The 19,429-nt window shown below is 36.1% G+C and carries 18 protein-coding genes; 2 read left to right on the top strand and 16 right to left on the bottom strand.

Annotated elements, in window-relative coordinates; all coding sequences use genetic code 11:
* From BMY70_RS22665 to BMY70_RS22685, 5 genes are all read right to left on the bottom strand, one after another.
* Nucleotides 1–1,284 carry a restriction endonuclease subunit S gene (locus BMY70_RS22665; RefSeq protein ID WP_090338570.1) on the bottom strand — a complete coding sequence of 428 codons (1,284 nt, stop codon included), beginning with the start codon at nt 1,282–1,284 and terminating at the stop codon, nt 1–3.
* Nucleotides 1,281–3,062 (bottom strand): type I restriction-modification system subunit M, encoded by a 1,782-nt coding sequence (locus tag BMY70_RS22670; RefSeq protein WP_090338571.1) that lies wholly within the window; start codon nt 3,060–3,062, stop codon nt 1,281–1,283. Before BMY70_RS22670 ends, BMY70_RS22665 begins: the two co-directional genes overlap by 4 nt.
* A gap of 66 nt (nt 3,063–3,128) precedes the next feature.
* Complete coding sequence (locus tag BMY70_RS22675; protein WP_090338572.1) at nt 3,129–4,181, bottom strand: hypothetical protein; 1,053 nt, start codon at nt 4,179–4,181, stop codon at nt 3,129–3,131.
* Nucleotides 4,178–5,704, bottom strand: a complete 1,527-nt coding sequence (locus BMY70_RS22680) for an AAA family ATPase (RefSeq protein WP_090338573.1) — start codon at nt 5,702–5,704, stop codon at nt 4,178–4,180. The genes BMY70_RS22675 and BMY70_RS22680 overlap by 4 nt, the downstream gene beginning before the upstream one ends.
* Nucleotides 5,697–6,755, bottom strand: a complete 1,059-nt coding sequence (locus BMY70_RS22685; protein WP_090338574.1) for a helix-turn-helix transcriptional regulator — start codon at nt 6,753–6,755, stop codon at nt 5,697–5,699. The genes BMY70_RS22680 and BMY70_RS22685 overlap by 8 nt, the downstream gene beginning before the upstream one ends.
* A gap of 184 nt (nt 6,756–6,939) precedes the next feature.
* Here BMY70_RS22685 and BMY70_RS22690 point away from each other — a divergent pair, with 184 nt between their 5' ends.
* Nucleotides 6,940–7,323 (top strand): helix-turn-helix domain-containing protein, encoded by a 384-nt coding sequence (locus BMY70_RS22690; RefSeq protein ID WP_090338575.1) that lies wholly within the window; start codon nt 6,940–6,942, stop codon nt 7,321–7,323.
* A 46-nt stretch (nt 7,324–7,369) separates the two neighbouring features.
* On the opposite strand, the gene BMY70_RS22695 is transcribed toward BMY70_RS22690, so the two are convergent.
* Nucleotides 7,370–7,783 (bottom strand): hypothetical protein, encoded by a 414-nt coding sequence (locus BMY70_RS22695; protein WP_090338576.1) that lies wholly within the window; start codon nt 7,781–7,783, stop codon nt 7,370–7,372.
* A 118-nt stretch (nt 7,784–7,901) separates the two neighbouring features.
* Between BMY70_RS22695 and BMY70_RS31720 the strand changes: the two genes are divergently transcribed.
* Entirely contained in the window at nt 7,902–8,147 is a 246-nt protein-coding gene (locus BMY70_RS31720) for a helix-turn-helix domain-containing protein (RefSeq protein ID WP_090338577.1), read from the top strand.
* Between the two features lie 465 nt (nt 8,148–8,612).
* On the opposite strand, the gene BMY70_RS22705 is transcribed toward BMY70_RS31720, so the two are convergent.
* The 10 genes from BMY70_RS22705 to mnmE all read right to left on the bottom strand — a co-directional run bounded on the left by BMY70_RS22705 (nt 8,613) and on the right by mnmE (nt 19,227).
* Nucleotides 8,613–10,544: a hypothetical protein gene (locus BMY70_RS22705; RefSeq protein ID WP_090338578.1), complete on the bottom strand. Its 1,932-nt coding sequence runs from the start codon at nt 10,542–10,544 to the stop codon at nt 8,613–8,615.
* A 533-nt stretch (nt 10,545–11,077) separates the two neighbouring features.
* Nucleotides 11,078–11,629 (bottom strand): hypothetical protein, encoded by a 552-nt coding sequence (locus BMY70_RS22710; protein WP_090338579.1) that lies wholly within the window; start codon nt 11,627–11,629, stop codon nt 11,078–11,080.
* A 201-nt stretch (nt 11,630–11,830) separates the two neighbouring features.
* Nucleotides 11,831–12,358: a hypothetical protein gene (locus BMY70_RS22715; protein ID WP_090338580.1), complete on the bottom strand. Its 528-nt coding sequence runs from the start codon at nt 12,356–12,358 to the stop codon at nt 11,831–11,833.
* Nucleotides 12,351–13,064 (bottom strand): hypothetical protein, encoded by a 714-nt coding sequence (locus BMY70_RS22720; RefSeq protein ID WP_090338581.1) that lies wholly within the window; start codon nt 13,062–13,064, stop codon nt 12,351–12,353. Before BMY70_RS22720 ends, BMY70_RS22715 begins: the two co-directional genes overlap by 8 nt.
* Nucleotides 13,065–13,066: 2 nt before the next feature.
* Nucleotides 13,067–13,429, bottom strand: coding sequence for a hypothetical protein (locus BMY70_RS22725; RefSeq protein WP_090338582.1), 363 nt, complete (start codon nt 13,427–13,429; stop codon nt 13,067–13,069).
* Between the two features lie 353 nt (nt 13,430–13,782).
* On the bottom strand, nt 13,783–14,985 hold the full coding sequence (locus BMY70_RS22730) for a primase-helicase family protein (RefSeq protein ID WP_143072150.1): 1,203 nt from the start codon (nt 14,983–14,985) through the stop codon (nt 13,783–13,785).
* A gap of 116 nt (nt 14,986–15,101) precedes the next feature.
* The gene (locus tag BMY70_RS22735) at nt 15,102–15,380 is read right to left on the bottom strand and encodes a helix-turn-helix transcriptional regulator (RefSeq protein WP_090338584.1); all 279 of its coding nucleotides are present in this window, start codon (nt 15,378–15,380) and stop codon (nt 15,102–15,104) included.
* A 122-nt stretch (nt 15,381–15,502) separates the two neighbouring features.
* Nucleotides 15,503–16,543, bottom strand: coding sequence for a hypothetical protein (locus tag BMY70_RS22740; RefSeq protein ID WP_090338585.1), 1,041 nt, complete (start codon nt 16,541–16,543; stop codon nt 15,503–15,505).
* A gap of 15 nt (nt 16,544–16,558) precedes the next feature.
* The gene (locus BMY70_RS22745; protein WP_090338586.1) at nt 16,559–17,671 is read right to left on the bottom strand and encodes a site-specific integrase; all 1,113 of its coding nucleotides are present in this window, start codon (nt 17,669–17,671) and stop codon (nt 16,559–16,561) included.
* A gap of 188 nt (nt 17,672–17,859) precedes the next feature.
* Nucleotides 17,860–19,227: a tRNA uridine-5-carboxymethylaminomethyl(34) synthesis GTPase MnmE gene (mnmE, locus tag BMY70_RS22750; protein WP_090338587.1), complete on the bottom strand. Its 1,368-nt coding sequence runs from the start codon at nt 19,225–19,227 to the stop codon at nt 17,860–17,862.
* Between the last annotated feature and the right edge of the window lie 202 nt (nt 19,228–19,429).

Consider the following 19,429-nt stretch of genomic DNA (forward strand, 5'->3'; position numbering starts at 1 on the left):
CTATACTAATATTGGGTTATTAGGTTGCCAATCCCGCACATCGATTTTTCCGGTAACAGCTTCGAATACGATGGATTGTCGGTACTCTTTTAGTTTTATTAGTTGAATTTCCGTAGATCTGATTACCATATTCACTATATTATGCATTTGTTGAATATGATTAACGATTCTATTTTGCTCTTCCAGCGACGGTAAAATGATTACAAAGTTTTTAATATCCTTCTGGAACAAGTGTGGAACACCTTGACCCGATTTCAATCTATTGATTATCACTTGCATGTAGTCTGATTTCAATAGCCAAAATAAATACTCTGGACTTAAGTTGTTATGATCAACAACTCTAATAATTCCGATTGATGAATTCACAGTTGACGGTATTGGCAATTCTTTTATGATATTTACAATTCCAAGAGTAGATCCGTCTTTAACCAAAAGCACATCACCAACTTCTAATATTATCTCAGGAGACTCCAAAAATCGTGCTTCAGTTATAAAATTGATGTTGTTGAAGTCAATAAAATCATTCTTTATATCGGGAGTCGAAAGAAAACCGAAGCCTTTTTCAACATATTCCTCAGCCTTGAGTCCTTTCCATCCTAATCTTCCTTTCAAAGAGGCCAAGTACTTCAAGGGGGTAAGACTCCACCCTTCAGGTATTTCTCCCAACCATTCAATGTCACTATGCTTCATTTTTGCATCGGGATTAAGACCTTTGGTAACTGCTTCATTAATGACAGATTGTCTTTTTTCCTTGAGTAATTCTATCAGCTTCTCTTTTTGCTGAATTAGTTGGTCAATAATGGCGGTTTGATGGTCGAGGTATTTCGCGATTTGACTTTGTTCTTCCAAAGACGGCTTAACCACATATACACTATTTAGCTTCTCCTGAGTCATGCTAGGAACCGCGCTACTTTCTTGCAGTAAATCGAACGGAATTTGTTGTGATAAATAAAATAGATATTTTGGATTTACGTCGTCGTAGATTTCAGTATAAAATAATGTATCAACTGTCCAAAAAGGTTCTTCAATAAACTGCGGTTTATTAATAGTTCCTTTTCGGCCTAATAAGACAGATGGTTTATCATGAATAAATTGAAATGCCCTCCCAAACTCTCCACCGGTTCCTAGGATAGGATAGCCACCCTCATCAATAGAAACCTCCTTTTGATCTTTACCATTCTTAATTTTTGCCAACCTTTTGAATCTAACGATTTCCCATCCAGAAGGAAATTCTTTGATCCATTTAACTCCACTTTCATTATATTTGTCATACTTCTTCATCATCCCAACAACTCCTTTAAAAGTTCAGTAATCCCTTTTTGTCCGACACTACCAAACTCTAAATCTTCAATCTCACTTTTTATTTCATTGGATGGTCTAAGCCCCTTGTATTCATAAAAGTACTTGGTAAAGTTAATTTCATAACCAATACGAGTTTTCTCAAAATCAATCCATGCATCAGGTACGTGAGGTAATACTTCTTTCTGGAAATATACCTCAATGTCTTCGCTCAAAGGAATATTTTCCTTATCCCGCTTCTTTGTATCTGCCTTGACATTCCCTTTTCTATCTATGATAGGACTACCCATAGAATCATATTCCGGTTGCTCCACGGTTATCTGATAGTAGCCAAAATCATCGTTATTATAAATTTTGCAATATTGCCCAGGTCGATAATCGGCATAAAGCTCTACTAGCTTGTCAATATGAAAGCTTTCAATTTTATTACGTTTGTTACCCATACTGCGTTTTTCTGGACGACAAAAACCTTCAATTCCACTGGCTTTATCTTCGAGAACATTTGCATTAATAAGCTGGACCTTCCCCTTTCGATGCTTTGGTTTATTATTATCCAAAAACCAGATATAGGTATTGATACCGGTATTGTAGAAAAGGTCTTTGGGGAGTGCAATGATGCAATCAAGCCAGTCGTTGCTGATGATCCACTTACGAATATCGCTTTCACCACCACCTGCGTTGCCCGTAAACAGCGGTGACCCATTGGTAACCACGGCAATCTTCCCACCCTCCAACTCTAGCTTGCTAATCATGTGTTGCAAAAACAACAGCTGCCCATCACTGCTGCCCGGTAGACCTGCATAGAACCTTCCTGCGGGGTTTGCACTTTCATTGCGAATAAAATCCGCATCCTTTGCCCAGGTAACACCATACGGTGGGTTAGCAAACATATAGTGAAAATGCTTGTCCGGAAATTTATCTTCCGTAAAAGTATTTCCGTGTCTGATGTTATCTGCATTTTCGCCGGTGATAAGTGCTTCCGACTTGGCTATGGCGTAAGATTGCTCATTTATTTCCTGTCCGTAAGTCTTGAGATCAGGCTTATTTTTACTATCCACTAATAACTGGTCCAGAACATAGTTTTTAGCCAGGTTAATCATACCACCTGTGCCTAGAGTAGGATCGTATATCGTTCGGATAATACCTGGCAGCGACAAAGTCTCTTTCTCCGTACTGAAAATAATTTTTACCATCAACTCAATTACGTCCCGAGGGGTAAAATGCTCTCCGGCAGTTTCATTGCTTTGCTCGTTGGAAATCCGTATTAACTCCTCGAATACGTATCCCATGTTGTGATTATCTACCTTACTAGTATGCAAATCAACCTGCGATATGGCATCTACCATTTGGTAGAGTAGCTTATTTTTAACTAGCCGAGCAATCACCTTATCGAACTGAAAATTATCAATTATGTCTCTTACCTCTTTATTAAAACCATTGAGGTAATTGTTGAAATCAATTTCTATGGTTTTTGGATTTTCTTTGAGAGATTCCAATGTATGCCTGCTTGTATTATAGAATTGCAAGCCTCCTGCCGATTTACGAAGAATAGGGTCTAGCTTATCCTCACTTACCTTATCTTTGAAGTTTTCGTACGCTAATCTTACTTTCGCGTTTACATTTTCCAAAATGCAGTCCAATCTACGGATTACAACAAAGGGTAATAAAACATCACCTATCTCGTTCTTTTTAAACACATTCCAAAGCACTTTGTCGGTGATTTGGAAGATAAAACTTACGTCTACTTTATTATTATTTGCCATTACAATTATTTTCCCTTTCGTTGTCCATGCAAAGTAAAAGCCTACCTGTGCAGTGGAAGTGCATTGTTATACAAAGTTTAAAAAATGTGAGTTTCCGTTCTCAATACCAAATATTCGGGACGGATGGGTAATCTTTACGCTATCAATAACCTGTCGCTGAATTTTGTTTAATACCGAAGGTAAAAACGTTTGCCTCATATCATCATGCATTATAGAGTACAAATGAATACCTTCTCCTCGGTTAATAAAACTCCCTTGGTGGTCGAAATATGTAAGCCCGGCTCCGCTCTCAATGTACTGGTAGTTTGTTAAAATGTAACGATCATGTCTTGCTTGGCGAGCCATAGGAGATACAATTAGCCACAATTTGTATCGAGCACCACCAAGTTCTTGCCTAAAAAAGTCTTTTAAATATCTATAAAGTGGTTCAAATGACCTTGAACCTAAATCGAACCACTCTGATTCATGCTGATTTTGTTCATTTACAAAAGTAGAAATAACGATATTAATTTTATTCTTGGCTTTGGAAAGCAAAGATTTTAGAAGTGGTTTAAAATTGTGATCTAAATACTGTTGTAAGTTAAAGTCTCTTCTCTCAGGAACGAATAAATATGGTTCGTTAATAATTATTTCCGTAAAAGGCAAAATGTATGGCTCAAAATTCCTATAGTCTAAAAAATCGTTGCCTATGGTTAATAATCGATTCCCCCTGAAAAAATCTTTCTGGAAGTTCAACCGGCTATATATTTCATGTTCTTCTCCAACACCACCAAGCAAAAATCCATTACTATTTGCACATCCGCTAATTCTCTCGTTATCATTTGACAAAAGAATACTCTGTTTATTTATAAACCTTTCTTGCAAATTAGTTTTAAATGGAGGCAACAAAAAATGTTCTGCGTCATCTATATAATTAACAATAAAATCACCCGAAGCAAATTCTTTAGCCAAATGTTCAAACAAAGGATGAGATATTATCTCATCCTCACTTGCAGAAAACGTCAAACTAGATTCCTTCGAAATAAATCGTTTCATCCCATAAAAAAGCTCAGACTGCCTGTCGATTGAAAATATTTCAACAATATTTTCAATATCTGTGTATATAGGAATTCTGTTCATTTATTTTTCTTAAAAAGACTAATTGCTTGTTGAGACGAGACATCAAAAAAGCCAGAACCGAAGTTTTCTGTAAAAACACCATCCGAACGATAATTCATTGTCCACTGAGTCAATTCTTTATCAAAGTATATTACAGTAAATGGATTTTCGTTTGGTGCAACTTCATATTCCTTATTCTTCACTATCAACTGTGTTTTCCGAATCAAATACTCAGAGTGTGTCTCGACAATGAGCTTTACTTTATACTCTTCATAAACTTCATGAAAGAAAGTGGCCAGTATGCTTTGTAACGCAGGGTGTAAGTTCAACTCTGGTTCTTCAATAATTACGGTATAAATTTTACCATTGTTTTGACTTCTGTGTATTATAACAGCGAAACGGACTATAAGAAGCATTGCCTGAATCGACCCCATACCTTTATCAGCTAAGGGAATTCGTAGCCCTCCCGAATTTACAACAACCTCATACGCCTCACCTGCATGCATGACGATTTCAAAAGAGTCGCCTACTTCAAATTTAAGCATCCAGTCTCTAACAAATTTATAAGCATCACTTCCTTGGTTCCTATCAATACCCAACTGCTTGTATTCATGAATTGCTTGTGCTAGTGGATTGTGGCTATCCCTTATCGCAAAAAGTGCAGATTGTTTATTTAAGGTGGCCCCAAGGTAAATATTCTCCGTTCTGCTTTGAAAATCGAGCAAAAACGACACCGACTTTTCAATCATAAATTTACTGTCTCTAAAAGATTTTAGAGATTCAAATGATTTTGTAGGCCTTTTACCCCTTTGTATGTCATGATATTGGACTTCATATTCGCTAAAATGCTCTGTTATGGCTTCTTGCAAAACATCTCGGAGGCTAGTATTAGAAAAATGTGAATGAAGGCTAAACTGACCAGCATTCAATTTTGATCTGACCATTTTACGTAGGTCACTTATTTTTTTTCTTATTTGCTTCAACTCATGAATTAAGCCTATGTATTCCTGACTTAATTTCTCATTAACTTCATTTAAACTCTTAATTATCTCAGACTTTCGCTCTTCCAATTCGGCTAATAAATATCTTTCACTTTCGGGAATCTCCACATTATTCGTTGAACTTGTTTCGATTGTAATAGAATTCTCATTCGGTTTAATATTAAATGAAAACCCATTGAATGTATCATGAATAGAGAAACTAATAACGTCAGCTATTGTGCTATCACCATGACCAGTAAGTATAATTTGAAAACGAATTCCATCAAGTTCCAAAAGAAACTCTATAAACTCTTCTTTATTAATTTTCGCCGTTCTATTTAAAGCCCGGTCAAAAGTAACAATATTTACATCCTCGATATTTTTTTGGTTAAAAGACAAGGTTTTCAAGTTATCCGCCTTCAGGTAATCAATTATCAAAAGCAATGCTTTCACCAATGTAGACTTTCCGGAATTATTCTTTCCCACGAGAAAGGTTAATCCACTTAAATCAATGGGTTGAAATTCGGTGAATCTTCTAAAATTCTTAAAACCAATTTTATTCATTTATATTTAAGTCTTTGGAGTACTTAGTACTCGTATTATCACTTGTATATCTATTATTGCATAATTCAATTCGCTTGATTATCTTCTCTCTGAATGATAGAGGCTTAAGAACCTCTACACATTCACCTAATGACAGTATAAGCGATTCAAATTCATAATTTGGTATCAAATCTACGGAAATTATGGTGTATGCTGACTTTTGCTCTTTTAGCTTTTGCGACCCATGTATGGGTTTTGTATCGATGTAAGGATAAAGGCGATTCTCCACTTTTAATTGAATATGCTCAATACTTCCACCGTTAGGAACCGATACACCTACGATATCCTCAAAATATTCCTCAAAATCAATAGACTCATTTTCAAAGTAGGATGCAGCATCAGCCTCAATGTGTACGATACGATCAAGAGCAAAATTAGAAATCCCATGAAAATCAGCGTTGTAACCAAACAAAAACCATCTATTATTGTATTGTTTCAGATACCATGGGTGAAATGTACACTTCAGCTCTTCCAACTGCGTAAAAGCCTTGTAGGTTAAGCGCAATCCCTGCTTGTTCTGGATGGCATTGAATAAGTCCGTAAAGTGATTGAGTCCTTTTAAGTATGGATTGTGAGCAAATCCGACGGTAGAACCCGAGGGTCTTTTAAGATGAAATGTGTCTTGAAGCCTGATCTGGATTTCTTCCACCCATTCAAACTGTGGCAGTCCCTTAAACCTTGACAGTATAGATACTGTCTCATTCAACTGTTGCGCTTCTTGTCGATTCAGGCCTTGATTTTTGATGGAAAATGACTTGTCCTCGTAGCGATAGTATACACGTCGCCCTTCTTTGATCCTTTCTAATGGAATGCCCCACCCCTGCTCACTCTCCATGTAAGCAATATCGTCAAAGATTTGTCTCCGTTTAATTCCATCCCCAATGCCTGAAATTTCTAAAAGAGCCTCATTACACGCCTCTATGAGGTTATCGATAAAAAACTTTCGTCCGAAGTTACTGAAACATCGATCTAGGGCATGATATCTGACTGTAGCATGTTTGTTCGTTGCCAAAGAGATTGTTATTAGAGGAGTTCTCCCAAATATAATCGAATCTCGCTAAAAATTTAATTTTGACTACCAAATAATACTACCTCAAATCTGATTTTTACAATAAAAAACACCTAAATAATTAAGTTTTCACTCTAAGCAACTCATATAAAGTAGATTAAAAAGCTCTAAAAAAAAATCAAACATCATGAATCAACAGTCGAAGGAAATCATCAAGAAAATTGCACAGGTGCGAAGATCAAATGGCGTAAAACCAGAAGATATGGCTGCCGTTTTACAAATATCAGAGGATCAGTATAAAAAGATGGAACGAGGTGCAGGAGAAATAACGCTATCTCAAATATTCCTCATTACAGACATTTTGAAAATTCATGTAGGAAGCCTTTTTGAAGAAAATGAGCCTGCTACTCATACCAGTATTTCAAGAGGGATAACTGAAGTTACCATTACTATAAAATCCCCAGAACCTATTGACATCCAAAGTGAAATTTCAAAAAATATCGAAATGGTTAAACAAACACGAAGGGATGAGATTCTTAAAAGGCAAGGATTAGTTAGGCGCAGATGGTAATATTAAGAGATTGAGCAGATGTTCGTTTCTGCTCAATCCCACTTCTTTAAATACTTATAAGATATTCCTTGGTGGCATTCCCACTAGCCGATTGGTTCATAGTTAGTACCTGCTTACCATTTTTGAAAACCTTGAAACCGAATTGTGTAATTTCAGAAGAGCCGTTGTCTTCGATGCGCAAAACGAGCTTCAATTTACCGGAAGCTCCTTCCGTTTCGAATACGTAACTCGGATTCGACAGATCTTCATTTGAGAAAAGCACCTTATCATTGTAGCCTTTTAATAAAGTCCCTTTTTCAAACTCCAGCTTTTTTCGAACCGTCTTATAATTTTCACCTTGTGTGAATTCTACTTTGTAAGTTGGAACCGGGCTTGGTTCAATTATCGGATCTGTATTTTTTTTGCAAGACGTCAGAATTAAAATTAGAAAAATGACGGAATAACTAAGAAATCTTTTCATTGTTACAAAAATCAAAGGTGAAATATAGCTGACCCGTATTACGAGATGATTATATCAAAGATAATTATTGGGATTATAATCCCAATATAAATAAACACTTTTTTCTTCACTTTGGCGTGTGGAAAATCAAAAGCCAAATAAACACTATAGAGATGACGATCGTCTACGGAAAATCGGAGAGAAAATCCGATTTTGTCGCAATGAGAAAGGACTCACGCAAGCTGAGTTAGCACAGGAATGCGGAGATAAAGACTGGTCTCAAATTTCACGCATGGAACGAGGATTGGTAAATTTTACGGTTTCTTATCTTTTTTTGCTCGCGAAAATTTTGGATGTTCCGGCGGCGAAGTTTTTGGAGGAGTGATCTGGATTAAAATTTACTTAATATCAACGTTAAACATCTTTTAAAAACCGTCATACTAAAAATTATTAATTTAGCACAATTTCTCGAAGTTAGTCAAAGTGTTTTGCAGACATTTAAATATACAAAATCAACATTCGGTACCCCTAGTCCTTTATTTTAGCTATTCCAAATTTACAGGTGGAAACTGTTTAAATTTTAGAATCAAGTATTAACCCTTAAACATTTTTCAAATTTCATCTACATAATCAATTAAGAATAAGTCCCGCGCCGCTTTTATGTGTGATTTGTTTAGATTTCTATCATAAAAAATGCTCAACAAGACCTTTTCAAACCATAATGTTATTAATGTTGATGGAACGAGCAACACTGGATATTCTTTATATAGTGCCCCGAGGTAATTAAAAGTCATTATCCAATTCCATTCATTTTTACTTAAAATAAGGGTCCAGAAAAGACCGAGAACTCCTATGGAAATAGATAAAGCAATCCATCACGACGCCACTTCCTCATCTTTTTATTGATAAATTCTTCTCTTCTTAATTTGATTATTTTATCCTCGTTCTTTTTCAACCTCAATACCTCGTCTTCGAGCCTCTTAACCTCATCATCACGTTTAATTTGGTCGAAAATGTTTAAGTCATTTTTTGATGTCCTTTGTTCCTCCTCACGTTTTACCTGAACTTTTTTTAAGCTTGCCGAGTATACTTTCTCTATATTTTTAAGGTGGTCTATCTCTTCTTGAAATCTGGCAATTTCATCCTCTTCCGCACGCTCGCTTCTTTCGATTTGAAACTTTTCAGATTTCAATTGATTGTTTTCTTGTTGAGTAGATTTAAGTCGTCTGTTTAGTTCGGATTCTATAAAATCAGCTTGATATATATTTTCTCTAAAAAAGCCATTTAGGAAGAATTCATCAGTTATGAAACTTAGCAAGGTGTCTTCGTCCTCTAGTCCCATGTTTCTGTAATATGCGACAAACTTTTGAACTTCCTTTGATTTTTCAGAGCTTTCAAAGAAAGTGAATGTTGCTATTGCAGTTACGAATGCCTTTTTATGGTCTTGTGTTTCAATTGGAAGGATCTGATAAAGTTTTTTTAAGAGAAAGGATGGCAAATAAAAGTTAGGAAGAACATAATCATGAGATTGTTTTGATAATTCGTATTTATCATACTTTATTAGAAGCTTATCAAGAGTTAACCCTAGATACTTCTTCTGAGACAAATTTTCGGGATTTGTTTTAGTAGCAGCTTGCAGATAAAGTATTGCTTCCCGAAGAAACACATCGTGATGTAGTTGCTTCTCGGATTTGTAAATGGATTTTATGGAATTTCTTTGTTGATAAGCATCATTTATAATATTGATATAGTGCTGATATTCACCAATACACTTCTCCAAATACTCCTCGGATATTTTAGCAAAATCTGAATTAAATTTTGTGATGTTGCTGACTTGAAGTGTCTTTTCAGAATAGTCAATTACTTCTGTTGGATGCAGGGTTGCTTCTGAATTATTTAAGAGGTTTTTGTAATATGCTTCGGAGAAAGAATCCAGTTTCCCTGATCTAAGCATCGCCGAAATTTGTGATTTAGTGAATTTTTCCTTTGGGATGTTATTTGAAAACTCAGATTTCTGCCCCTTCAATTCTTTCAGTGTAAAGGGCGTATATCTAAAATCGATTCTAAGTTTAGAGAGGTTAACTAGTTTTATAAGTTCATGAGCAGCTTGATTTTCTGGATGTTTATGAAGATTAAGTATCGAAAATAAAAAGTTGGTATCCACAAAAATGACCCAATTAAATATCTCCTTATCTATGACCTCTAAATGCAAATCGTTTGGAAGCCCAAGAGAATGAAATGACACAGTTTTGTTAGCAAGAGAATCCAAGTATTCAATATCCTGGCTCGAAAGACTATTTGTAAATTTCAAGACTACCTCTTTAAATAAAATTCTTTCATCTTGAGATAATTTTTCTAAGGCATTTTTATAGGAGTTAGTCTCTCGAATATCTGAGTCAATATTATATAATCGAAAATGGTTTACGGCCGATTCACCATATTGGTAAAATGTATCTAAGATATATTCATTAAATACAATCCAAAGCTTATTAATTTTTGAATCTATTTGTAACTCAGGATTTGCAATTTGCTTAAATCTTCCAAATCTACTTTGTTGCTCTTCTTTACTTTTAATGTCGAGTGCCTGCAAATCCAAATACTTTTCAGCAGTAAGTGAAATTTTCCCATCACTTGAAAATAACTGACTTTCCTTTAGCTGGAAGTTAATTGCTTCCGTTAATTCATGATGATTTGGATTTATTTTAAATATATCCTGAATTAAACTGACGATTGATGATAACGAAAGAGGTTCACCGTAGGAATATAAAATACTATCAATCATACTGTATTCTGTCGAGTATCGGTAGCTGACAGATTTAGTATTTTTCCAATAGTAATTACCTTATCCTGCATTCTTGTTACTGTTGAGAGGAATTTGTACGCCAGATACGTCTGCGGTCAATATACATGATTATACCAAGTTTTCCTAGAAATATATCCAAGCATTGTTAACGACAATAACTTCCGCCGGATGGTAAATTTTCCGCACACTCTCAGTTTAAAATAATTCTTATGTGCATAAGTTGTCTATTATTTTTCCATACAAAATACAGGTAAAGTCACTCGTTCTATTGCTACTATGAAGAAAATGCTTTTCAGGTGCATTTCTGTATTTATTCAAATTTGTGCTATATACAAGTTCAAAATAGCACCAGATTGTTTGTCGTGTGAGTACTTATTTCAGTAGAATTGAAGGCCGATTCTTTGCTAATGTTTAACAATATGGTTAATCGTATGAGAATTAAAATTATCCCAGTCAAATAACAAATGGGAAAAAAGATAAAATTCCATTTCCCATTTGTTCAAATCATTATATCAATCCTCCAAAACCCCAAACTGCCCAGCAAATTCTTTTAACCTTACCTCAATCTCAGAAATAGATCCAAGCAAATGGATAATGCCCTCAATGTCGGCTGACTCCTTTTGTAGATTCAAAGCAGCCTTTTTCAAGTCTTTGACATCTCTGACAAGGTTTGGAATCAAGCTTTTACTCAGAACCAATTCATTGACATTGTAATGTGCTTTTTGAACTGTCTTTCTCAACTCAGCTGCCATTTCCAAAAACTCTTTACTAACCAGTACATCGTATTCCGTACGTTTCGCTATTAGTAACATACTTCCTGTCATTTTAAGTAAGTTTTTCATTTCGGCCCTTACTTCAGGGTCTATCTGTTTAGATATGGTTACAGCTTCTCTATCGAGCAACTTTTCGCGAAGGAAAACTCCAAAATCAACTACATAACCTTCGTGCTCCTTCCTGAGCTGCTCTACCTCCAACGGTGTTAGCATCAGAGTCACATTGTGTCTCCGTTCTTCCTCTGGCAGCCTGGGTCTCCCACCCTTTTTTCGAAATTTCTTTTGTTCCATAATTATTTACAATGAGCCGTAGGGCGAATTGACTCCCAAAGGGCAAGCGGTTTTCCCGTGGACAGAATACGCGCAGCAGTATTTTGACCATGGGAAAACATAGCTTGCTATTTAAGAAAAAACTGAAAATTAGAATTCTAACGAAATCGGTTGATTCCGTTAGAAAATGTTAGAAAATTATTGAGTTGACTCGAAACGGATTTAATTTCTGCCTAGTGGGATCAAAATTCGCTTTGTTCTTCCGTCGAAAACATATTCTTTTCCTATCAACATATCGCCTGCACCTTTGTTCGCCAAAGATAGTGTCAAGAAATACTGCCCTTCTCGTCTGACTATCTCACCATGCTCCATAAGAATCTTATATGAACTTACATTTTCATAGGACTGGGCAATTCTTTTAACCGTCAAATATTCATCAGTGTTAGTTTTGTAGCAGAAAACAAGTATCGCTACTAAACTTCCCATTGCTGATACCGGAGCTGAAATACCTAAACCAAATTTAAACGCTTCTTGATGGGTACGAAAATTAATCTGGTGCACCTTACCTTTAATAATAGTTGACGCTTCTTCCAATTTTTTCGTAGCATTTTCAACCTTCTCATTGAATACAAGAAAATTTTGAACGATCTCATTTAAAACCATCGAAGACCAGTCGTCCATCAAAATCCCATACTTAGCAGAGAAGTGGCCTTTGATTTTTGTCTGTATTTCTTTATCTATTTTATCCATTTTTAAAATTTTCTTTAAGTTCTTTTTTCAAACGAATTCTGGCCCCTGGTGAATAGTCAGTTAAAGAATATCCCTTACGACAACCGTCTTCAATCAATCCTCCAAGAAGAGTCCCCGATTCGAAAGCCCCAAAGACTTTAAATGTCAAATTCATATGCTTACAATTACCCTCCAACTCAGCCAGCAAGTCAGGAAATTGATTGAAAGTCTTCAAATTAGCCCGTACGATAATCTTAAACTTTCCATCTGTAACATGAACCATTTTCTGCAGATAGTCGACCGAAGCTTTGTAAGCCCCGCCTCCACCTATAATAATATTGAATATCACCTCAAATCCAAGCTCATCACAAAACTCTCGAAAGGGAATATCTCTGTGGATTAGAGCTGGTATTTGTTCCGATTCTGGAGCACCCAAATCCATATAGAACTTTTCAAAATTACTCTCCACAAGACTTTCCATATACCCTAAAAAAGTATCTCTGACTAACACATCACGGTTATCTAATAATGAAATTGTTTCCAGGCGATCTTGGCCTAAATGCTTCAACTGCCGCGAAGATGTCTGTGTCGAACTATCAGCATCAACAAAAAGCGAATTTTCCTCAGGCACTGATAATGATTGGCAATAGGTGAAAAATGACTTTCCGGATCCACCCTTTGCTTGGGCAACGATCGCTATAACACGTTTCTCTGACGTTTTTTTCATACTTATTTCTGAAATTTTGATTTTAAATTCTGATTTCGCCCCGTATCTAACTCATCCGGATCTGACCATTTAATGGATGGATTAATTTGTTGCAATTCTACTTTTTCCTCAACGCGTGTCGTCATTGGCGAACGAATTTTTACCGAACTCTTTTTCAATTTTCCCTGAAAATAGAATCGACAATACTTGATATCAGCTATGGAGACAAGATTGGCAGCACCTAAGTCTTTGTTGATCATATCAGCTATGAATACGGAAGAAAGGCCTGTCACAAAATAATCACTGTAGAGATCAAATAGAATCCGTCGTCTTTTACGGTCTTTTTTATGAAAAAGCTCCGTAACTAAATCCTGGTCTATGTTCATATAAGCATTATCATTCCGTCTTTCCTGGAAAGAAAAGTACGTTACTAAAATTGATTTGATTCTTTCTTTATTTATAATTTCTCAAAAATGAGGCCGCTAAAAATGTTTCCGAAAAAAATCCGGCAGTAATCAAGTAAAAATCCGATGAGTTGATGAATAATTCAATTAATGTATTGATAATAAGGTATTTATACCTCATCAAAACCTCATCATTCTCATCAAATAGTCATACGGCAGCGATAATCATTCATCAAGTTCATCAATAAAATTCTAGATGATGAAAATTTGATGAAAACATAATATACTATTAATCAATTCTTTAACCACGATAAAATTAACTCTCATCAATCTCATCAGAGTTTACTTTGAAGCTCTTCGTAACCAATAGAGTAATAACGACCGGTTAATTTGATTTGTCCAATTATACCGTCTGAATTGAAGGCATAGGTTAAGTAACTTAATGAATTACCCTTTGGCGTCAATGCCCACGACTCTTTTAACAATCGAATCACCGCAGCCCTATCAGGTTTTAATCCACTTTTCATCATCATATTTATGACATCATTTGGAGTAAAGTGTAGTTCTTCAACACCAGCTGTTTCCATAATTTCCTTCATATAAAGTAAGACTTCTACCTCTAATCTACTCCTGTTTGCATTCATTATCCTTTCCAAGGCCGCTGTACGATACATGGATGGATCAAACCACATCCGGCCAAGCTTTTTTTGCACAGACAGTTGCCTATTATTTATAAAATTTAGAAAGGCAGGGATTTCCTTGATAAGTTGGTCCATCAAATATTCATTTTCCGATGTAAACGGCTTAACATTTCTAACCCAATAACGTGTCTCCTCCGGCAGGATAATTATAGGCCTTAAATCATCATTACTGCAAAGGACAAACTTCACGAAAAAGTCTACCTCATGCCTATTCTGGTTTTTTGCCTCGGACTTGTAAACGGCTGCGGTTGACAATGCCTTAATACGTTCGCTATCCTCTATACGTTGAAGCAAAACCTCGTCCACACCAACGATTAGGGCGCTCGCCCAGTCGGAATTAAACTGACTCCTAAAACTGTCGTTATCATTTAGCGTCATATTGTTTTGGAAGATAGCTTTTAAGAAATTTAACCAAGTCGTCTTACCTGTGTTTCTTTGACGCGAGACAAGTAGCAGAATGGGTAACTTTTCGGTGGTTCTTATGTAAAGAAGGGTCAAATAATCAAGTCCCAATTCATATTGATCTCCGAAAATGTGCCTAATGAAATCTAGTGTTAGTTTGCAATCTCCTTTATTATTAGGACGATGACTGATTTCAAAGTATTGATTATAAAATGTCCCAATTGTCTGCCTGTAATTGATATGTTCCGGAAAGGTTATAAATCCGTCATATTTGGGAATTTTAGAAATTGTTTCTTTCGTTTCATCATGTTTAATCGCATCCAATGTCCACGGAATAAGTTTACCCTGTTGGATGCCACGAAACGATGGCACGTCGACGATTTTATAATAGCTAGTTCCGATACGTAAATACGGTATCTGACTACGGGCTTTCATAGTGCGCATGGCATAATCAAATAGTGATAAAAACTAGATTGATAAATCATATTTTCCTACCTTCGCCCTGCGATACTTTCGGGTACGATACATGATTCTTACATGGGTCGTACCCATTATTTTTTACCTTTCGTAAGATAAGCTTGTGCCTCTGCCTCTATTTCGCTCTCTGGTTTTGAACGATTTTGAAGTAGCCAGCTTTCCAATTCCGTTCTCAGAAAAAACACCAACTTCCCAGATGGTTTATAAAATGGAATTTTTTTAGCAGATGTCAACTTGTATAAATAAGATCTGGAAATGCCAGAATACTCTGATGCTTCCTCGAAAGTTAATATTCTTTTTGTCCAAAATGACTCTCCCATCACTTGGAAATTACTGTCCATTTCTCTTTTCATTTGTTTGTTTTTGTTAATAGATAGATTCTGTAATCAATTATAGATCGACAAGGGCAAATTAAGTAGTCAAAAGAAAGTAATACAACCCAATATTAGCTACAAGTTGGTAATTGTGGGGTTCGTTAATATTTTTTTTCGAATACCTCTTTAATGATATTGTCAATAATTTCCGTCTTCTGAATCACAATATTATTTCTTTTATGATCAGAGATAATTTTGGCTAAATCCTTGTTATTAAACAATTTGCCATTTTGATCAAGAAAAATACCTTTACTTACGAGACTTTTCCAGTAAACACTTCTAATCCGTTGATTATCAAATAATACCATAAATAAATACGCAAACAGATTATTGTAAGATTGCCATTTAATCTTTAGTTGTTTTCGGAAATCATCGTGGTATGTTGGGATAAAGAAGGAAGCATTCTTAAGTTCGGTTTCATCAAAAAAAACTAATAAGAATTGATCAATTGAAGTCTTTTGATCCAGTAAACCACCAGCTGCTAACCTTACCCCCAACTCTCTAATCTGTGAAATAGAACAAGTTGTAACAATTTTATCTGACGGTTTAGTTACAATAACCCTTCTCTCTTTTTTAACAACAACCTGACTCAACTTCTGAGTGAGAGAATCAAAGTCAATCATTAATTTCACATGGTGACGACTGTATGCTGCTGTATGAACGATTTGTTCTAAGTATGGGATTTCCTGAAAAAATTGTAAGCGTTCAGTGGCACTCGGTTTGTAATCGCTCGCAGAAAAAGTTTCAAAGCGCTCATCTGCTAACTTGTTGTCAGAAGCAAAACGAGAAATCAAATAAAAGATAATTCCACGTCGTTCATCCTGATTTTTAGAATCAAGTAAACCCAAATATTCGATTATCATCTGCCCGGATCCATCTGAGTTTATTAAAGGAATTAATATGTCGAGTGATTTATTTACCTCATGCTGTAAGATTGACATTTGGTAAGTCTCTAAAGAATAATGCAACTTTAGTTTGACGTCGCTCTCCAGCTGCTCTTCGTAATAATCTAGAAATTTTAATATGAAATCCGCAGCACTACGAAAGCTTTGTTTGAAATGCTCAGGGAAGTCCTTTTGCTTTGACAATATTTCAACTGTTGAAGGCGATCCTTGCCAATGACTGTGTGTATGTACCAACATAATCTTTAAATTAAGCTATATTCCCAAATCTGGGATTCTATTAACCGCCTCTTGTTTCTTTTTGTCCAGTACCTTCGCATAGATCTGAGTCGTTTTTATGTGCCTGTGCCCTAATAATTTAGAAGTTGTAAAAAGGTCGGCTCCCAAATCAAGCATCATAACCGCAAAAGTATGTCTGCCACAGTGAAATGTAATTTCCTTGGTAATTCCCGCTCGGATACACCATTTTTGAAGTTCCATATTGTGCCATGCAGAATACTTAAGACCTTCAAAAACCCTATCCTCTGGTTTACTCCGTTCACCGAGATATACAAGAGCTTGCTCATTAATATCTAGGTATTCCTGTCCCTGCGTTTTTTTCTGCCTAAACACAATTCTCGGAATTCCATTTAAATCTTGCACCTGGCTCCAAGTCATCTTGTTGATATCCGACCATCGAATTCCAGTTAGACAACTAAATAAGAAAGCTCGCTTCATTACCGGGTATCTGCATTCTGCTTTTGCCATTGCCTTTACTTCCTCAAAAGACAGGTAGTCGCGTTCCGGATCGCCTGGTTTAGGAGCTTTAACCGAGGAAGTTGGGTTTACTATCAAAATTCCCTTGTCATGTGCGTGGCGCAAACAAGTAGCTAGTTTATTGTAATAGCTGTGTTGTGTGTTTTGGGAAAGTAATTTATGACTTTTGGTTTTGGTTACCCTTAGGTAATTTTTGAATCCTTCAACAAATTCGGTATTGATATCATCAAACGTAGTATCATCCTTGCAATATTCTTTGAGATGTTTCAAAGCACTCTCCCAATTTCCGTAATTGCCTTTCTCTTCTTTACGCAGTTCAGATAAAGAACTGAAATATTCTAAGAAATTGGTTTTTGTCTTCGTGGGGCTAGCGAAACCATATTCGTTATTTTGAATCTGAACAAGTTTCTTTGCTTTGATTGCCTGAGCAAGTTGAAGGGTGCTTCTATTTTTCTCCTTATCACCTGCGGTTTTGGGGTTTGCTATCAGGTAAAGTTTAAGGAACTCATATTTCCTCTTACCGTTAAAGTAAATGTCCAGGTAAAGGCTAATGTTGCCATTGGCAAGGACCTTTTCCCGGACATGAATTAATTCTTTTTGTTTCTTTCCCATTTTGTTACTTTTGTTACTTGATACGAACGAGTAACAAAATAGTAACAACAATCGGAAAAATAAAAATATGTTACGGAAAAGATAAACCGATTAAAAAATCTAAAATAAATTATAACTAACTGAAAATTAATTATTTAATTCTTTTAGATTCTTTTCCCTTCCTTTAATTAATCGTCAAAATATAACATTTATTTGCCGATACAAAACTTACTAAATATATTATCCAGCAAATCATCCGTAATGATCGTCCCTGTAATTTCACCCAAATGATGAAGCGATAAGCGGATATCCTGAGCCAGAAAATCTCCTGTGATACCTGTATCCAAGCCATTGATTACTTCATTCAAAGCATCCTGGGTTTTTAGCAAGTGCTCGTAATGACGAAGATTTGTTACGACAGTATCCGTAGCTGATTGCCCGTATACGCGTGTTACTAAAATATCAGTTAATAGTTTTAAACCTTGCTGATTTTGCGCTGATATTCCAATCAAACCGGGATTTTCCAGACGCAGCTTTTCAAATAAGACCTGATTGATATCGAGTTTATTCAACACCCAAAGCGTATCCTTTTTATCTGAAACCTCGGTTGACAGCTGCTTATTTTGCAAATAAGTTTCTTCGCTGTCTGATAGAAAAATCACAATATCTGCCTTCTCCATAGCACCTCTCGACCGTGCAATACCAATCGATTCTACCAAATCTGTCGTTTCTCTTATCCCTGCCGTGTCGATAAACCGGAATTTTAATCCGTCCAGTACTATGGTGTCTTCGATTACATCACGTGTCGTCCCGGCAACGCTGGTTACGATCGCTTTTTCTTCGTTTAAAAGCGCATTCAATAAGGTGGATTTTCCCACATTCGGCGACCCGACAATGGCAACAGGAACACCTTCTTTTAATGCATTTCCAAAGTCGAATGATTCGATCAGTGGAGCAATTGTTTTTCGGAGTTTAAAAATTAGTTGTCTTAAATCGTCGCGTTCTGCAAATTCAACATCTTCCTCGCCAAAATCCAGTTCGAGCTCGACAAGTGACGCGAAATGGATAAGCTCCGTACGCAACGAAGCCAGTTTTTTTGAAAAACCCCCTCTCAATTGATTCAGAGCCGTCTTGTGGCTTGCTTCCGAATCTGCTGCAATCAGATCTGCAACTGCTTCCGCTTGCACCAGGTCGAATTGTCCATTTAAAAACGCTCGTTGAGTAAACTCTCCGGGACGAGCAATCCTTGCTCCTTTTTTAATAAGTAGTTTAAGAATCTGTTTGATAATATAATCAGAACCGTGGCACGAAATTTCAACGGAATCTTCTTTTGTAAAGGATTTAGGCGTTTTAAAAACCGTCACCAAAACTTCGTCTATTAATTCAGTATCGGATTGAATTGTACCGAAATGCGCAGTATGGCTCTCGACCAGATTTAGATTTTTTCCTTTGAATATATCGTTTACGATCGAAATCGAATGAAGTCCTGAGACCCTTATTACTGCAATGGCGCCCACACCTGAGGGTGTTGCCAGAGCACAAATTGCTTCCTGCTGATGTATTGTAGTATTAATCATGATACAAAGATCGTATTCCTTCCTCTATTTATTCAACTCTGCAAAAGATTTACCTGGCATCAACCTAACACCAGGTCCAGAAATTTGATTTAACTGCCCCAAAAAAATTAAAAACAAGATCAGGCACCAGTGAAACTTTTGCTGATTTTAAATTATTTATCAAATTCCTTTGTTACCCTTTATCTTTGTACTGAATTTATTT

It is taken from the genome of Dyadobacter koreensis (assembly GCF_900108855.1).
GTDB classification, from domain to species: Bacteria; Bacteroidota; Bacteroidia; order Cytophagales; family Spirosomataceae; genus Dyadobacter; species Dyadobacter koreensis.

Bases quoted from the DNA above. Each gene is read 5' to 3' on its own strand.
- BMY70_RS22745 (WP_090338586.1), bottom strand. From the start codon at position 17,671: ATGGGAAAGAAACAAAAAGAATTAATTCATGTCCGGGAAAAGGTCCTT.
- BMY70_RS22680 (WP_090338573.1), bottom strand. From the start codon at position 5,704: ATGAATAAAATTGGTTTTAAGAATTTTAGAAGATTCACCGAATTTCAA.
- BMY70_RS22690 (WP_090338575.1), top strand. From the start codon at position 6,940: ATGAATCAACAGTCGAAGGAAATCATCAAGAAAATTGCACAGGTGCGA.
- BMY70_RS22710 (WP_090338579.1), bottom strand. From the start codon at position 11,629: ATGGAACAAAAGAAATTTCGAAAAAAGGGTGGGAGACCCAGGCTGCCA.
- BMY70_RS22715 (WP_090338580.1), bottom strand. From the start codon at position 12,358: ATGGATAAAATAGATAAAGAAATACAGACAAAAATCAAAGGCCACTTC.
- BMY70_RS22725 (WP_090338582.1), bottom strand. From the start codon at position 13,429: ATGAACATAGACCAGGATTTAGTTACGGAGCTTTTTCATAAAAAAGAC.
- BMY70_RS22665 (WP_090338570.1), bottom strand. From the start codon at position 1,284: ATGATGAAGAAGTATGACAAATATAATGAAAGTGGAGTTAAATGGATC.
- BMY70_RS22705 (WP_090338578.1), bottom strand. From the start codon at position 10,544: ATGATTGATAGTATTTTATATTCCTACGGTGAACCTCTTTCGTTATCA.
- BMY70_RS22735 (WP_090338584.1), bottom strand. From the start codon at position 15,380: ATGAAAAGAGAAATGGACAGTAATTTCCAAGTGATGGGAGAGTCATTT.
- BMY70_RS22720 (WP_090338581.1), bottom strand. From the start codon at position 13,064: ATGAAAAAAACGTCAGAGAAACGTGTTATAGCGATCGTTGCCCAAGCA.
- BMY70_RS22740 (WP_090338585.1), bottom strand. From the start codon at position 16,543: ATGTTGGTACATACACACAGTCATTGGCAAGGATCGCCTTCAACAGTT.
- mnmE (WP_090338587.1), bottom strand. From the start codon at position 19,227: ATGATTAATACTACAATACATCAGCAGGAAGCAATTTGTGCTCTGGCA.
- BMY70_RS22675 (WP_090338572.1), bottom strand. From the start codon at position 4,181: ATGAACAGAATTCCTATATACACAGATATTGAAAATATTGTTGAAATA.
- BMY70_RS22730 (WP_143072150.1), bottom strand. From the start codon at position 14,985: ATGAAAGCCCGTAGTCAGATACCGTATTTACGTATCGGAACTAGCTAT.
- BMY70_RS22695 (WP_090338576.1), bottom strand. From the start codon at position 7,783: ATGAAAAGATTTCTTAGTTATTCCGTCATTTTTCTAATTTTAATTCTG.
- BMY70_RS22670 (WP_090338571.1), bottom strand. From the start codon at position 3,062: ATGGCAAATAATAATAAAGTAGACGTAAGTTTTATCTTCCAAATCACC.